At 33.2% G+C, this 16,480-nt stretch carries 12 protein-coding genes; 6 read left to right on the top strand and 6 right to left on the bottom strand.

Annotated features, from left to right (window positions below; translation table 11 throughout):
- Window positions 1–941 precede the first annotated feature (941 nt).
- The 4 genes from TERY_RS21300 to TERY_RS21285 all read left to right on the top strand — a co-directional run bounded on the left by TERY_RS21300 (window position 942) and on the right by TERY_RS21285 (window position 4,261).
- Entirely contained in the window at window positions 942–2,372 is a 1,431-nt protein-coding gene (locus TERY_RS21300; RefSeq protein WP_011613724.1) for a form I ribulose bisphosphate carboxylase large subunit, read from the top strand.
- Window positions 2,373–2,625: 253 nt separating this feature from the next.
- Complete coding sequence (locus TERY_RS21295; RefSeq protein ID WP_011613723.1) at window positions 2,626–3,012, top strand: RuBisCO chaperone RbcX; 387 nt, start codon at window positions 2,626–2,628, stop codon at window positions 3,010–3,012.
- A 173-nt stretch (window positions 3,013–3,185) separates the two neighbouring features.
- The gene (locus tag TERY_RS21290) at window positions 3,186–3,521 is read left to right on the top strand and encodes a ribulose bisphosphate carboxylase small subunit (protein ID WP_011613722.1); all 336 of its coding nucleotides are present in this window, start codon (window positions 3,186–3,188) and stop codon (window positions 3,519–3,521) included.
- Window positions 3,522–3,826: 305 nt separating this feature from the next.
- Window positions 3,827–4,261 carry an SRPBCC family protein gene (locus TERY_RS21285; RefSeq protein WP_011613721.1) on the top strand — a complete coding sequence of 145 codons (435 nt, stop codon included), beginning with the start codon at window positions 3,827–3,829 and terminating at the stop codon, window positions 4,259–4,261.
- Window positions 4,262–5,264: 1,003 nt separating this feature from the next.
- Here the strand turns inward: TERY_RS21285 and TERY_RS21280 are convergent.
- The 5 genes from TERY_RS21280 to TERY_RS21260 all read right to left on the bottom strand — a co-directional run bounded on the left by TERY_RS21280 (window position 5,265) and on the right by TERY_RS21260 (window position 12,436).
- A complete protein-coding gene (locus TERY_RS21280; protein WP_011613720.1) occupies window positions 5,265–5,879 on the bottom strand; it encodes a hypothetical protein in 615 nt (204 codons plus the stop codon).
- An 8-nt stretch (window positions 5,880–5,887) separates the two neighbouring features.
- The gene (locus TERY_RS21275) at window positions 5,888–6,130 is read right to left on the bottom strand and encodes a TIGR02450 family Trp-rich protein (RefSeq protein ID WP_011613719.1); all 243 of its coding nucleotides are present in this window, start codon (window positions 6,128–6,130) and stop codon (window positions 5,888–5,890) included.
- Between the two features lie 683 nt (window positions 6,131–6,813).
- Window positions 6,814–7,089 carry a hypothetical protein gene (locus TERY_RS21270; RefSeq protein WP_044136985.1) on the bottom strand — a complete coding sequence of 92 codons (276 nt, stop codon included), beginning with the start codon at window positions 7,087–7,089 and terminating at the stop codon, window positions 6,814–6,816.
- 1,576 nt (window positions 7,090–8,665) lie between these two features.
- Window positions 8,666–9,748 carry a 3-isopropylmalate dehydrogenase gene (leuB, locus tag TERY_RS21265; protein WP_011613717.1) on the bottom strand — a complete coding sequence of 361 codons (1,083 nt, stop codon included), beginning with the start codon at window positions 9,746–9,748 and terminating at the stop codon, window positions 8,666–8,668.
- A gap of 933 nt (window positions 9,749–10,681) precedes the next feature.
- A complete protein-coding gene (locus TERY_RS21260) occupies window positions 10,682–12,436 on the bottom strand; it encodes an ABC transporter transmembrane domain-containing protein (RefSeq protein WP_011613716.1) in 1,755 nt (584 codons plus the stop codon).
- Window positions 12,437–12,675: 239 nt separating this feature from the next.
- On the opposite strand from TERY_RS21260, the gene TERY_RS21255 reads away from it, so the two are divergent.
- On the top strand, window positions 12,676–12,969 hold the full coding sequence (locus tag TERY_RS21255; protein WP_011613715.1) for a hypothetical protein: 294 nt from the start codon (window positions 12,676–12,678) through the stop codon (window positions 12,967–12,969).
- 735 nt (window positions 12,970–13,704) lie between these two features.
- On the opposite strand, the gene TERY_RS21250 is transcribed toward TERY_RS21255, so the two are convergent.
- On the bottom strand, window positions 13,705–14,691 hold the full coding sequence (locus TERY_RS21250) for a YdcF family protein (protein ID WP_044136984.1): 987 nt from the start codon (window positions 14,689–14,691) through the stop codon (window positions 13,705–13,707).
- A 702-nt stretch (window positions 14,692–15,393) separates the two neighbouring features.
- On the opposite strand from TERY_RS21250, the gene TERY_RS21245 reads away from it, so the two are divergent.
- A complete protein-coding gene (locus tag TERY_RS21245; protein ID WP_011613713.1) occupies window positions 15,394–16,377 on the top strand; it encodes an ATP-binding cassette domain-containing protein in 984 nt (327 codons plus the stop codon).
- Window positions 16,378–16,480 lie beyond the last annotated feature (103 nt).

The raw sequence follows: 16,480 nt of genomic DNA, 5'->3' as shown, positions 1-16,480 counted from the left end.
AGGGGAGACTTTAGACCTCCTGAATCTACTCAATGAAGATGATTTATATAATATAAATATAATAGTATAAATACTTAGGTTTTTTTATACTACTTTAAACGTTACAAGTATATTTGGGGAATGTGAGATTAGATTTAACAATCTATCCTTAACAGATCTAAAAATATTTTTCATTCCACTAACGTACATCTAATTTGCTTAGTACGAGTCAAATTAAGGAAATCTTTATAGTTAAGAATAATCCATTTTGGTAACTTTTATTTTTGTAGTAAAAAAATGCAGATTAAATGTAGGATAGTTGAGTATTTTCACAGGATAGTTATTAATAGATAGATGCTAAATAATTAACCCCACCATGAAAATTAATTTAGGGATTTTTTTGTTGCTATATTGGCTGGTGATTTTGTTTATGAAAAAAACGATTATTTCCTTTAATCGTTAGTCATACTTACTAGAAAACATCAAAGTATAATTGCTGAGATTAGTTAATCATCAGAGTCTTGAGTTTGTCCTAAGTATGTTATTTTCTTATGATCCCTTATAGCTTACTTAATAGCTCACTGAGTATTTAATCTTATTGTCAGAAGTAAGTTTTGATGTGCATATCTATGTTTGTTTGTCAATAAGTAATTATGCACTTGATTTATTGATAACTATTACTACGATAAAGTCAACAAATGTAACAAAAGGATTAAAAAAAGTTATCAATAAAAAAAAAATCTTTTAAGTAAAAAAGTTACAATTCTTGATACTATCTAAGATACAATGCAAGATACACTCAAGAAATGCGGTCTACTTGACCGTTAACACCTGTGGATGAGCAACCGTCAACGGCCTCAGTAGAAACAGGAATTAAACATCAATTTGTCACTTTTTGTGACTTTTTGTATGAGCTTTATGAGTTTATGAAGCAGTAAAGAAATTCTTAGGAAAATTAAGATATGAGTTACGCTAAAACACAAACTCAGTCTAAATCTGGGTATCAGGCTGGAGTAAAAGACTATAAACTGACTTACTATACCCCTGATTACATACCAAAAGATACAGACCTTTTAGCAGCTTTCCGTATGAGTCCTCAACCTGGAGTTCCTCCAGAAGAAGCTGGTGCTGCAGTGGCTGCTGAATCTTCTACTGGTACTTGGACAACAGTATGGACTGACTTATTGACTGACCTTGATCGCTACAAAGGTCGTTGTTATGATATTGAATCTGTTCCTGGTGAAGATAATCAATATATTTGCTATGTAGCTTATCCTCTAGATTTATTTGAGGAAGGCTCTGTAACTAATATGTTAACCTCTATTGTCGGTAACGTATTTGGTTTCAAAGCACTACGGTCACTACGTCTGGAAGACTTAAGGATTCCAGTTGCTTACCTGAAGACTTTCCAAGGCCCTCCTCACGGTATTACTGTTGAGCGTGATAAATTAAATAAATATGGTCGTCCTTTATTAGGTTGTACTATTAAGCCTAAGTTAGGTTTATCCGCTAAGAACTACGGTAGAGCAGTTTATGAGTGCTTACGTGGAGGCTTAGACTTCACCAAGGATGACGAAAATATTAACTCTCAACCTTTCATGCGCTGGCGCGATCGCTTCCTATTCGCTCAAGAAGCTATTGAAAAGGCCCAAGCCGAAACAGGTGAAATTAAAGGTCACTACCTCAACGTAACTGCCCCTACCTGTGAAGAAATGTTAGAGCGTGCAGATTTTGCTAAGGAGATTGGTACTCCAATCATTATGCACGACTATCTAACAGGTGGTTTTACAGCTAATACAACTCTAGCGAAATGGTGCCGTCGTAATGGTGTATTATTACACATTCACCGGGCAATGCACGCTGTTATTGACCGTCAGAAAGCCCACGGTATTCACTTCCGGGTTTTAGCTAAGTGCTTGAGAATGTCTGGTGGTGACCACCTCCACTCAGGTACTGTGGTTGGAAAGCTCGAAGGTGAAAAAGGCATTACAATGGGCTTTGTAGACTTAATGCGGGAAGACCACGTTGAGCAAGACCGGGAACGTGGTATTTACTTTACTCAAGATTGGGCTTCTATGCCTGGTGTAATGCCAGTAGCTTCTGGTGGTATTCACGTTTGGCATATGCCAGCTCTAGTAGAAATCTTCGGTGATGATTCCTGCTTACAATTCGGTGGTGGTACTTTAGGCCACCCTTGGGGTAATGCTCCTGGTGCAACAGCTAACCGTGTAGCTCTGGAAGCTTGTATCCAAGCTCGTAACGAAGGTCGCAACTTGTTCCGTGAAGGTGGCGATGTAATTCGTGAAGCTGCTAAGTGGTCTCCTGATTTGGCCGTTGCTTGTGAACTCTGGAAAGAAATTAAGTTCGAGTTCGAGGCTATGGACACCCTCTAAGTCTATGGAAAATGGAAGACTTTAGATTGAATAGGTCAACAGATAGATAATTGCGTCAAACTTAAGTACGAAGAAATTAATCAATCCTTAATCTAAAATCTAAAGTCTAACCATAAGTTCAGGCTAGGGTCATTTCAGTTATCAAATATCAGTTATTAATACCTTCTACTAAAGTAGAAGGCAAGAAATACTGAAGTTTACTTTTTTCATTCGTTGAAAAAGGTAGATTTGAGACCCTATTTTTTGGTCAAAAATGGATATAAAAAAAGTTGCAAAAGATACTGCAAAGGTACTAACAAGCTACCTAACTTACCAAGCTGTACGAACTGTAACGAATCAGTTACGAGAGACGAACCCTCCCTTAGGGATCTGGTTAAGTGGTTTTTCCTCAACAGGCAAAATTCAAGATGGAGAAGCTTACCTACAAGAGCTACTTCAGGAAAATCAAGAATTAGCATTTAGAGTGATGACCGTTCGACAGCATTTGGCAGAGGAAGTAGCTGATTATTTACCGGAAATGGTTCGTAGTAGCATTCAAAAAGCTAATATTGAACATCGTCGTGGGTATCTCGAGAAGATAACGCAACTGGAAATAGCTGACCCTAGTCTAGATCCTGAACAAGGAACTGATGAGCTTTAAAGCATACTTTTATAGTGAGAGATGCGGTTAGGTTGAAAGTTGATGCCTGTGGATATTGTGCTGCCGAGAGCGACACCAGAAGCAGGAAGTAAACATTAATATTTCACTAATTGTGATGTTTTATATCAGTTTAATGAAGCAGGTTGTACATTAATTAAACAGTAAAAAAAAACATGAGAACATTACCAAAAGAGCGTCGTTACGAGACCCTTTCCTATTTACCTCCTCTAACTGATCTTCAAATTCGTAAACAACTACAATACATTTTGGATCAAGGGTTTATTGCTGGTGTAGAGTTTAGTGAGTCTTCTGATGCAGAAATGCACTACTGGACTTTGTGGAAGTTACCTCTGTTCCAAGCCAGAACAATTGATGAAGTTTTAGTAGAAATTGATGCTTGCCGTAGTGAAAATCCTGACTGCTTTATTCGTGTAATGGGTTTTGATAATGTGAAGCAATGTCAAGTATTGAGCTTTATCGTACACAAGCCTAATCAAAGAAGATACTAATTTACTAATTTAGAAAATCCTGGGATAGGCGATAGTCTGTCCCACTGTTTTTTTTATAGTATCCGCTAAATTATTTATAATTAGAGATACTAGACCAAACTTAGTTCTCAAAAGTAACTTTTTCAAATTTATCTCTAACCCTTTTTTATTCAGACCTTAAGATAAGTGTCTAGTCTTCAAAATCAAGCTTATGTCTAAACGGGATTTAATATCAAAGAGTTAAGCTTAAATTTTTGTAGTACTATCACAAAAACTTAGTTTATGATCTACATATTGGATAATAGAGTATCAAAAATATTTAAATAATGGTTAAAGTTTTTATAAGTTCTGTTATCAATGCTCATATTGATCAAGTATGGATGAAGACTAGAAATTTTAATTCTCTACCTAGATGGCATCCAGTTGTTGCTACCAGTTTCATAGAAGATAATAAGGCAGCTGATGAAATTGGCTGTGTTCGTAGTGTAAATTTCATAGAAGGCGGATCTATTCGCGAAAAGCTATTAGTTCTGAGCGACTTAAATTATTTATACTCTTACTCAATTCTAGAATCTTCCTTCCCTCTCAGGAACTATGTAGCAACATTACAGTTTAAGCCTATCACAGATGGAGATTTAACTTATGCTGAATGGACAAGCACATTCGACTGTGACCCCCAAAAAGAAAAGAATCTGATTAAATTATTAAGTGATATTTATCAGAGAGGTTTCAGCTCATTGAAGGAGATATTTCAGAATTAGTCCTGCTCGCGTAATGGTTTTGATTCAAATAATAGCGAACCGCTGTGGATATCCGCAATATGAAATACCCCTAAAGGTTTTATATAATAAAGTTATAGAGAATTAAGCAAAAAAAAGGCTAAAACCCAAATTAAGTCAAAGTTTATAGTGTTTGTTAGTTATGAAATACTAAAAACATTATAGAGTAAACTTTTGATAATTTGTGATTTTATATCCCCAATAACTTTGATTTGTGATGTGTGCCTAAGTACTGACTATAATTTTTTAATATCAAATAGAACTTAAATCACAAAAAGTCAAAATTGGCACCCAAGATATAGTTTATTGGGAAACACCAGAGAAATTTAATACTTTATTGATGGATTTTATTAACGATGTAACAATAGGCGATCGCGACCATTAAAATTATTAAAATTACAGCACTTTACCTAGATAATAAAGTACAGTTTGTTAATTCTTTTAACACTAAAAATAAGAAAACTTATGAGCGATCGCTAGTCATTCTTCAGCGAAGGGAAAGGGGAAGTTGTTGTTGGGAAAAGTTAGTTTAATTGCAAAGGATCAATTTTTTTATATGATATTAGTTTTAATTGATTTCCAAAGACCCAATGTCTTTATTAGGTGGTATAAATTGATTTGAAGGAGTCGGAAAATAACCACTTTTTTGAAAGTAGGAAATATAGATTTCTAGTAATTTTTTTCCACTGGAGGACAAGCGATCGCTGCCGTAGCTAATCCCTCAATGGTAGAGGAACATCTCTGAATTTCAGAAGCGTAAATTAATAATTTCACTGAATATCCCAGCATAATTTCTGGCTTAGAGTAACAAAGAGTTTTTCGTTTGATACAAGTAAGATAATTACGGAGATTCGATTTATTCGTAGTAAGACAAGAACCCTAAGATAGATAGAGATATTGTTCTAGTAGCAGCTTTCATTATAATTATTTAACCCGACATGATATAGTCTCCGACTGAATTAGAAGTTTGAGAGAATAATAACATTTAAAATGGAATTTCTTGATCTAAGTCATAATCATTTTCAACCGCTTGAGATTGAGCTAAATTCTTCTCTGCAGCCTCAATTTTTGCAAAAAAAGATGTTCTAGAACCAGGTTTTTTTGTCATCAGTCTATCAATTTTGTATTTAGCTTTAATTGCCTCTTTATATTCTTTAGAAATCGGTTTTTCCGGCCAATTAAAATCAGTAGCTTTGATAACTGGTAGTCGAGAACCTAACTTTTCTATTGGCATTTGTGGTAATCGGAGCAAAAAATATTCTCGCCTACGTTTAATATTTTCTGATCGATTTTCAATTTCTTTTAATACACCAGCTAACTGACTAGAATGATGTTCAGAAATAGCAACTATAACCTCAATATCATCTAAGGGAATACCTAATTTTTCTGCTTGGGCTAAAAATTTATCAGGAATATGATTTGTGAGGCACGGATTTACTGCAGCAGAGATTTCTGCCATAGCTTTTTTGATAGTTGTTTGAGCAGTTTTAACTGTTTGATTATTAACTTTATTTGTGTTTTTTTCACTGACAATATCTTCTAAATATTTGGTCGCATTGATTAATAATTCAATTGCTTTTTTTAGATGCTTATAATCCATTATTATTATTATTCAATAGGTTCTAATTCTTGCGTTGATTGCCATCCTGGCTGCCAAAGAGAGCGGTCTTTTAGTTGTTTAGCATTTAGCCAAAATCTCACATTTGAGTCACAGGATGCTACCATTTCAGCAAATACCCATTGACCTTGATTTTTACGATTTACTACTTGGAAATGTCGCCATCCCCAAGTTTTTTTAGTTGCTGTCCATTTAGAACCAAGAAGATAAGGAAACTTTTGTTTTTTTGGCATTTTCAACAAGGAAGAAGGAAATATAGTCTTACGGGCAAGTCAGAAGTTAACCCCCACTTATAAGTCTATGCTTTATAAACATCTTTATTAAAATAAAACTTGATTAAATATACAGGTTATTTTCAAAGATTTAGGAGAGGTTTTTTCTTTTCTAGTTGTGACGATAACAAAACAAAATAGAGTTAGAAGATACGGTAACAAATTAGAAAAAAGTAATGGAGTAATACAATTTTTTTTATCAAAATTTTGCGCAAAGTTTTCCTACAAACTTTAAGGAAAGGAACGACAAATAATTACAGCATATTTTAGCTTTATGAGGTACTCCCAACGGGAAATATGCTCCCAATACATGATTTTTACCATTTACTCCATACATCATTTGCCGGAAATTAGCTATATATGTGAGTCTATCTAGTTAGGTGAGAAACTATGGGTAATAGCTCAAAAATTGTCATTGCTACATCAAATGGTTTTTGATAGATAACTTTGAAACATAAAAGGTTTTAATTTTCTGGTGTTTGTCCTTTCAAGTTTACTCTGCACCTGTTATTTACTTTGTCTTATCTTATTCCCTTAATTGTCAAAAACCTATCTTTGTAAACCCCTAAGTTTTAACGAGGAAATTCAGTAGAAGCGAGTGGGAATTCCTCAGTACATACCCAGGACGGACTATATCTGAGAATTTAATAATCTCCTAACAGATTACAAGGACCTGAGCAAAATATCAAATAATATACCCCTACTTGGAATAGTAGTTTTGGGTAAGCCCTCATTACCAAAGTTGATACCAAACTTGATATTTGTAAGGCTATCCAATTTCTATTTGAACATATTTCCAGTGTCAGATTGGCGATCGCTATCCAGTGAATTGTTAAAGGTCCAACTTCTGGATCGTCACTACCCAGGTTAGTTGGTATTAGTTCTACTCTAGACTTATAAATAATATAGAACTTATGCACCAATTAAAAATTATACATTATTTTTAGGGAATTCTACTATATGTAGTGTTGCTTAGGTGAGTCCTGTCAATATCTTTGTCAATATCTTTAATATGCCAAGCTCAATAGGCCTGTCTAAATAAATATAGAATTCTGATGAGACATCAATTTAAGTGGTGGCTTAGCTTGATAAAAATGCCAAACAATTATAAAATTAATTTTCCCTCATTTAGGATTTTACCTGGGTTGTGTGGGAAAACGCAGAAAAATTAATTCCTTATTTCCAGTTTCTTACCCTCACCCAAAGACTTTTTCAACAAACCCTAAATATTTAGGAATAATCCTGATATGGTAAGATTTTGGTCAAACTATCAGTTTGATATTAAGAAATATAACTTTTTATGATTAATATTGATTTTTTATAATTAATATTGATTTTCCCTTAATCTTTCTTTCTAAGTTGAGAGATTAGTAGAAAAATTTTCTTTATATAAATAACATAAAGAAAAATAATTTGTGTTAAAATTAATTATGATAGTTACAAAGAAAAGTTATTTTTCTTTCTCAAAATTATTTATGAGATGAGTCATCAATTAATATTGGAGATGAGGTGACAATAAAATTCATTAGAGGTAAGCATAGATACATAATTGCATCTAATTTAACATAACTAGCTAATCTGGTTTTCACCGCTCTGATATACGAAATTAGGAGATGGTACATTCATAATTTTAAAGAAAAATAAAACTATGCAGAGCAAAAAGAAAATTATAGCTGGAGGGCATTTATTATGGCTAACTTTGATTGCTTCTACATTTTACTGACAGCTACAATTTACTTGGGACTAATTTACCTAGTCTTGAGTTGGATGCCAAAGAAAATTAAGAAAGCTGGCTAGAGTTACAGGATTGATTAGGGTTGGGGATCAAGGTAAGGACTTTATTTGTGATCAACATTTTATGGTGGCAATTGCCTATTCATCCAATCCTTTTCTGTTAAAGTATATTTAATTACTCTAAGCTGATAATATTTACTTAATTGGCTATCAAAAAATACTTGAATACTTGTGATTAAATTATTAAGCAGTCACACAAAATTAACTACACCTAGGTTTAAGACTTAACCTATTATAGGATATACTATAAGTAAAACTAGAGTAGCTAAACAATAAGTATAATGGTGCTTACATATATTTATCGGAAAAAAAATGAGTTTAATAGTGCTTGAATGTATTTATTGGTAAAAAACAGCAAATAAACAAGCCAAATATCTAATACCAATTTTTTATAATTAAGCTACAAATAATACTTAGGATTTACGGAGACGGACTCCAGCTTTATAAAAGAGTTAGGATAAATTGTTATTTTTAATAATAGACCTCTCCATAAAAAATTCTCAAACCCATCTGCTACCTTTCTAAAATTGGTATTTTTGGAGAGGTCTAAATAGGCATCTAGGAAAAAACTGGGTTTGGTGGGTTCCTCTGGGAAAATAGGATATTAAGCCTCATTAATTAGACATAATAAAGATTTTTGTAGGTGTTGAAGCCAGAATATTTTTCAAATTTTCCCTTGTTCCCTACTCTCTACTCCTTTCGCTACAAACTCAATATTTTTAACAAAACCTCCCCCATTTCTTTACATCCCACGAGTTTCATTCCTTCCGACATAATATCACCAGTACGATAACCTTGCTCCAATACTTGCAATACCGCTTGTTCAATTTTATCTGCTACTACAGGTTGCTCTAAAGCATAACGCAACATCATTGCTACACTCAAAACTTGTGCCAAAGGATTAGCCTTATCCTGACCAGCAATATCTGGCGCAGAACCGTGAACAGGTTCAAATACTCCTGGTCCAGAAGCACCTAAACTGGCAGAAGGTAACATCCCAATACTTCCTGTTAACATGGCAGCAGCATCAGAAAGAATATCCCCAAATAAATTTCCTGTGACAATAGTATCAAATTGTTTCGGAAAACGAACAAGCTGCATAGCTGCATTATCTACATATAAATGAGATAACTCTACATCTTGATATTCTTGGGCAACTAGATTAATACGATCGCGCCAGAACTGAGACACTTCCAAAACATTTGCTTTATCCACGGAACACAACTTACCTCCTCGTTTCTGGGCAGTCTCAAATCCTACTTTAGCAATACGGTCAATTTCTGACTCAGAATAGGCCATTGTATTGACACCCCGTTTCTCTTTAGTCTCCGTTTCAAACACACCCTTAGGTGTACCAAAATATACCCCACCAGTTAATTCTCGCACCACCATAATATCCACTCCTTCAACTATTTCTCGTTTCAGAGTTGAAGCATCTATTAATTGGGGGAAAATTTTAGCAGGTCGTAAATTGGCAAATAATCCTAATCCGGCTCTAAGTCCTAATAGTCCGGTTTCTGGTCGTTGATGGCGGGGCAAATTATCCCACTTGTAACCACCGATAGCTGCTAATAACACTGCATTGCTATTACGACACATTTCCAGAGTTTCTTTAGGTAGAGGTTCTCCTGTAGCATCAATAGCTACTCCACCAATAGGAGCTTCTTGAAATTCAAATTCGAGGTTAAATTGCTTGCCAACTACTTTCAAGACATCTACCGCCACTGCCATAATTTCAGGGCCAATGCCGTCACCGGGAAGTAGAGTAATGCGGCAGTTTATCATGTTCTTTAATTTTGAATTTTCTATGAGTGAGTAAGTAAAGTATTAATAATATCAGGTTGGAGGCAATATAGAAAGCTAAGAAAATATTTCTCGGTCTTCATAAAGTTATTAAAGTATAATAAGTATTATTATAAAAATGTTTACTTATCCTAATTTGATGTTAACTCTGCAATGTAGGGGATTTACTATCAAAAAATGTATAATTAATTTTGTGTACCTGCTGATTAAATACCCCGTTCAATTCAATAAATTCAAAATGAAGCAATTAATTACTGGCTCTGGCTGTATTTATTGTACTAGTTAGTTTAGCTCCTCTTAACAGTATAGCTCAGGATCAAACTGAAGAAAAGACTGCAATTTCTGCCATATATTGACTTTGGTAGTAATAGCTTTAAGACCTTGTAAGGATAGCTTTGCGTTACAAAGAAAGAAAATAGAACAAAAATCATAGTGCATTGAAAGCAAAACCTGCAGCAAAATCTAAGTCCAAGTACCGGGTTAGGAACTAATCTTATGGATAGATCCTTACCTAAAGCACTAAGGGAGTCTAATACTTTGACTCAGTGCTGAAGCAATAGAGTAGTGGGTAAGCCAACAGAAAACTGGGAGAGGGGAGAAGGTGAATACTTATGTGAATACTTACAGTGATGTGGCTATTAAATAAATGGTCTCCCTGAATAGCTTGGGCGTAATTAGCCTCGACGACAAACCCTTATGATTTATTTCCGAAATTTATATTTAATTTGATGGAAGTAGACTTATCTGTAACAGACTATAGCACCGTATCTCATAGGTTGATGAAAATATTATCTAGTCTATTTTAAACATTAACTAAATGGAGTCTTAACATTATTCTCTTGACCTTTAATTTTTGACTCAAGTTTTACCTAAATAAGTTTTTGGAAAGCTAATAACTGATAATTGAAATACCTCCTATTCTAATAATTGTTTTAGCTTTTGTTCTTCCCAAAGTAACTGATATAAACCTGGTTTATTTACTAATTCTGCATGATTTCCTACTTGCACAATTTTTCCTTTATCCATCACCAAAATTCTATCAGTAGTAGCCGCAGCAGACATTTGATGAGAAATAAAAATTACAGTTTTCTTTTGAGTTCCTGTTGATAAATTTTGCAAAATATTAGTTGCTGTCTGATTATCTACACTAGAAAGTGCATCATCTAAAATCAATATTGGTGCATCAACTAATAAAGCTCTTGCTAATGCCGTTCTTTGTCTTTGTCCCCCTGATAAAGTAATCCCTTTTTCTCCGACTATCGTTTCATATTGTTGGGAAAAATTCATAATTTCTGTATGAATTTGTGCTTGTTTAGCAGCAAATTCTATTTCTTTTTGTTCTTTTAATGGATCTCCATAACAGATATTATTTTTAATAGTTGTACTAAACAAAAAACTTTCTTGGGGAACATAAGCGATCGCCTTGCGTAAATCTTCTAATTTTAGTTTAGTCACATCACAACCATCTATAAATAATTGGTCAACATCAATATTTAAAAGCCGAGGTAATATATTTGCTAAAGTTGATTTACCTGCACCAACAGATCCAACAATAGCAATAGTTTCTCCTGGTTTAATCAAAAAATTAATATTCTCTAAAGCCGGTGTTTGACTGCCTGGATAAGTATATGTTAATCCTTGACTTTTTATCGAACCTTTTACTACTTGTGGAAAAGCTAGAGGTAATTTATAGTCTTGAATTTTTGGTTCAACTGTGAGAATAGCTTCTATGCGGTCAATACTTACTTCTCCTCTTTGATAAGCAGTAATTGTAAAACCTAATAATGCAGTCGGGAAAACTAAACGCTCAACATAAAGAATCAAAGCTACAAAATTACCAACTGTTAATCTACCAGCTTCCAAGTAACTTGAACCATTAACTAATAATATTAATAAGCTTGAACTTGCTAAACTAATGAGGATAGGAAAAATAGTATTACGAGTTCTTGCTAAGTCTAAATTACAATTTAAAAGTCGTTTATTATATTCACCAAAAGCTCGGATTTCATTTTCTTCTTGAGCATATATTTTGATTAGAGAAATACCATTTATATCCTCTTGAATTAAATCACTCATACTAGAAAGTTCTTCTTGCACAGCTAATTGTTGGCTTTGCAGTTTATGACTAAATATTTGTACCATTATTAGCATAATAGGATAAACAGAAATTGCTAATATAGTTAATCGCACATCAATAGAAAGCATAACTGGTATGGTTAAACCATAAGCAAAAATTGTATTAAAAATACTTAAGACTGCAAAACCTAATAGTCTACGGATATTATCAACGTCACTTGTAGCGCGATTAATTAAATCTCCAATTGTATTATTACTAAAGTAGGATGGTTCTAATTTTAAAAGTCGATTAAAAATCTTTTGTTTAAGGTCAAATTCTACTTGTCGCCCTACTCCAAAGATGAGAATGCGAGAGAGTATTCTAATTACCCACATAATGGAAGCAAAAACTACAATTGTCACCACATAGTATAAGAATTCATTAAATTGAGTTGCTACTTCCAAATCATCTATAGCTTGACTGATTAATTTAGGAATATATATTCCTAAGCCATTGACTATTAGCAGGGAGAGAATTCCTAAGAAAGACTTTCGCCAATGAGGACGTAAGTAGGAGGCTAATTTTTGGAATCGTAGTTGAGAAGATTGAGTCATATTAGTAGTAGTAATGTTATATTTTAGATAATGTTATAATTGTAAATAGTTCAATAGACACAAGCTTGATTTTCAATTTAATATACATTGGTAGTTAGTTTTCAATCAAAATAATATGTATCAAGTAACGAGTAAATGTATCAATACTAAATAATCTTGTCTCAAGTTAATTTCAAAATATTACTACAATTATCTTAATATATTGACTATAATATTTGTCGCAATTAGGATTAACAAATATGAGTAAACGTTTTTCTCTTACATTAGAAGACGATGGCACTATTAAGGTTAAACCTGTTCCTCCTTCACCACCACCTCCAAATAAACAACCACCTCCTGGACAAGATTTTGTGATTTCTTTGTCAATTATAATTTTAGGTATTATCTTTATTGTTAATTTTTTAATCTCATCTAGTGTAGAGAATACAAGCGAACAATCACCAGAACCATTACCTACTAATTCTCCCAATAATTCAACTGCTAAATCTTCTAATAATTATGAGCCAGTAAAAATGTATTTTGAAGAATATTGATATTGGTTGACAGTAAATTTTTCATTTATACATATACTTCAAAAAGTTATGAATCCCTTATAAAACTATTCCAATATCAGTATTTTGGAGATATATAAATTAATTAGGTTTTGCTGAATAAATCGGAAAACAGTTAATTTTTTATTCCCCAAAAAACTGATGATAATTTTAAATTATCATCATTTATTCAATTCTTAGTTGAAATGATTAAATTGACCGCAAATAATTAATACTAATTTTTTGTCAAACTTCAGAAATTTAAGTAATTAACACAAAGGTAATAACCTTTCTGCACAATGAATGCCATCGAATGGTGTTAATTTTTAAATGTCGTTACTATACCAGGGCCCGGTCGGGGTAATTTTCCTTACACGGTCAGGTTTAGGTGTAGGCCAAAGGTATATTGTCAATAAACCGGGATAAATTATCAATAAACTTGAGCTTATTGCATTTATTGACTCGCAAATTTCTACATATAGTATTTATTCAACTTAAAAAAAACTACATACAGGAGGAATGAGCAAATTAGATGGGTTTATCTTGAAGGTTAGGAGTGAGTTCTCTGCTCAAAAGCCCGCGTTAAATTTTTTTTTTTGAGAAATGGTATATTACCCGGCTTTTGTAGTATAATTTAGTCTTGGATAATAATACCCCGCCCGATCGGGCAGAGTTTAATTCAATAATTCAATAAAGCTTTTAACTAAAAGCAAAAACCAGTAGTTACATGGTGGTAATTTAGAAACTGGGGGCTAACCAACCACGCAAGAAGTAATAAAATAATGCCAAATATTCTTCCCAAACTTCAGTAGTTAATGAAATAGCTTCTGTATTAGGAAAAAAATCTGCTAGTACAAAACGATAGGAAGAGTTTTCATAAGGATTAACAGTGTTAAAATCTGTAGGAGCCGGAATAACCTTCATACCTATGTCAGTAAAAGTTAAACTAGCACGACGAATTTGGATAGCAGAACTAACAAGAATAACTGTAGGATCTAAACCTCTTTCATTTAGTATTTCACGAGTTTCGATAGCACTTTCATAAACCGTCGAGCTATGAGGTTCGATAATAATAGCAGTTCTTGGAACATTTAATAAAACTAAAACTCTTGTAATATCTTCAGCTTCAATTGTATTAATATCTTCTCCAATTCTTGGACCAGCACTAACAATAATATAAGGAGCTAAACCCTTTTTATATAACTCAGCAGCATATGTAATTCGCTCCGCAGTTTTAGTTAGCTGAATTTGTATTCTATCAGGTACTATTGGTTGAGTTGTTCCTTGACCTAATAATACAATTGCATCTGCTTTTTCATCACAACAAGCTGAAACAGAAACAATCTCTATTGCATCTTCTTCTACTTGTTGAGCTGACCATACAGCAAATACTGGTGCACTAGAAATTATCATAACTATTAATGCCGTAATAATCAGTGCTGGTGCCGGATTTTTTATGCCTCCACCAGATATTAGAGTAGTTGCATAAACCAACAATATAATTGAAAAACCAAGTGGTTTAAATGCAAAAGCCAGAAACCTGAAAACTGCAGCCCCCACAGGACTATCTGGGGCATAAAATGCCAGCATTAATAAAATAACTGAAAATACCAGTAACAACTTAGAAATTAAGTTTTTCTTATCGCCACTTGAATTGTCCCAAAGTGATTTAACTATACAAATTAATAGTGCACAAAATACTATTCTTGTTAAAATTATCAGCATAATGTTTTGATTTTTGTCCTGAAAAAATTGGGATTTTTTGCTTACTTAACTTACTTCCTTAACATATAGCAACCCAATCAAACGGTTGTAAAAATTAAAAAACTAAAAATTCACTCTAAAATTATTGTCCATTGTCAATTATCTATTTCCTCTTCCCAAAAAGCGACAAGATTTTGGACAATCTAAAAATAGAATTGGTATCCCATTACCCGTAAATAAAAATAAAAATCAACTAGTTTTAGCAAAACTATAGTTAATAATTAATTTTTTTTCTGTCACTATTTAGATTACTTTAACACGGACATAAGTTTATTATCACCTGCAATTCAAGTCCAAAAACCGATTGATATACTTGTAGCTTGAATTATTTGATTTAGAGTTACTTAATAAACTTGCAATTTTTTTTGATTGCATCAATCTTCTTCAGTAAGTTTATTCTACTTAGAAAGGGCTTATAAAGTAAATCTTCCCCCAAAAAAAATCTTGCTATTTGCTGGGCTAGGGCATATATTGCTCAGGAAAAATTGGAGTTATAAGCCCGTCTAACTAACGTAATAAGGGCTTAAGGTTTTGTTTATTTTAGGGTCTGATCTTGGATCATTTTCTCCCTGAGTGAATCCTTTGAGCTATTCCTCCTAGCTAATATCTAACTAATCAGTTTATTATAATTAATAATAAATTTTAGACCCAAGCTGAACTTTTATGGAACCTGCTGTCAATTTTCCTACAGAACCAAAGATACAAGAAAAATTGCCAGTCATAGAAACTACTAATCTAAGTAAATTATACCGCACTGGCTTTTGGATGAATCAAAAAATAGAGTCTCTTAAAAACTGTAATTTAACAGTTTATCAAGGGGAAACTTTTGGACTTTTGGGACAGAATGGTGCAGGTAAAACCACTCTACTCAAAACTTTACTAGGAATTGTACGCCCTACCTCTGGATCGGGATTTTTGTTGGGGCAACCAATAGGCGATCGCTCAGTTAAAGCAAAAATTGGCTACTTACCAGAAAATCCTTATTTTTATGACTATTTAACTGGATGGGAATTCCTCGAGTTTGTAGCAGGATTATTTAAAATATCTAAATCAATACAAAAGCAAAGAATTTCAGAGTTACTTGACCTAGTTGGGTTATCCAGATCAACAGCTATTAGAAAGCAACTACGTCAATATTCTAAAGGGATGTTGCAAAGAGTTGGCATGGCGCAAGCTTTGATTAATGACCCAGAATTAGTCTTTTTAGATGAGCCTATGTCAGGTTTAGATCCAATGGGTCGTTATCAAATTAGAGAAATTATTGTTTCCCTTAATAAACTTGGAAAGACTATTTTTTTTAACAGTCATGTTTTATCAGATGTGGAGAAAATTTGTGATAGAATAGCTATTCTTGCGGAAGGAGAATTAATTTGTATCCGTACAATGGAAGAAATATTAAGTACAGATGAATCTTGCTGTTATGTTAAAGGTAGAAATGGTAATTTTGAGATACTTAAACAATGGATACCAGATTTAGAATTTGAGAATAATTTTTGGCATGGTCATTTACAGGGAGACCCCCAAGAATTTTTAGTTAGTTTGGGATTAATGAAAGCTACACTAATTACTATGAATATAGAAAGGTTTAGTCTGGAAGAATATTTTATGCAGCAACTCCGAGAACGGGGAATTTTTTCTACTAATTAATTCCTAATATTTTTTGTGTGGCTCGTTTACGGGCTACAACTATTCTGACTTCCTAAGAAAATGATGATAATATATTTTTGATGGACTTAGCTTCAATCTCGTT

This window comes from Trichodesmium erythraeum IMS101, assembly GCF_000014265.1.
In the GTDB taxonomy this organism is placed as follows: Bacteria; Cyanobacteriota; Cyanobacteriia; order Cyanobacteriales; family Microcoleaceae; genus Trichodesmium; species Trichodesmium erythraeum.
Note: the sequence above shows the minus strand (reverse complement) of the source record. Positions and strands in the feature narration are given on the sequence as shown.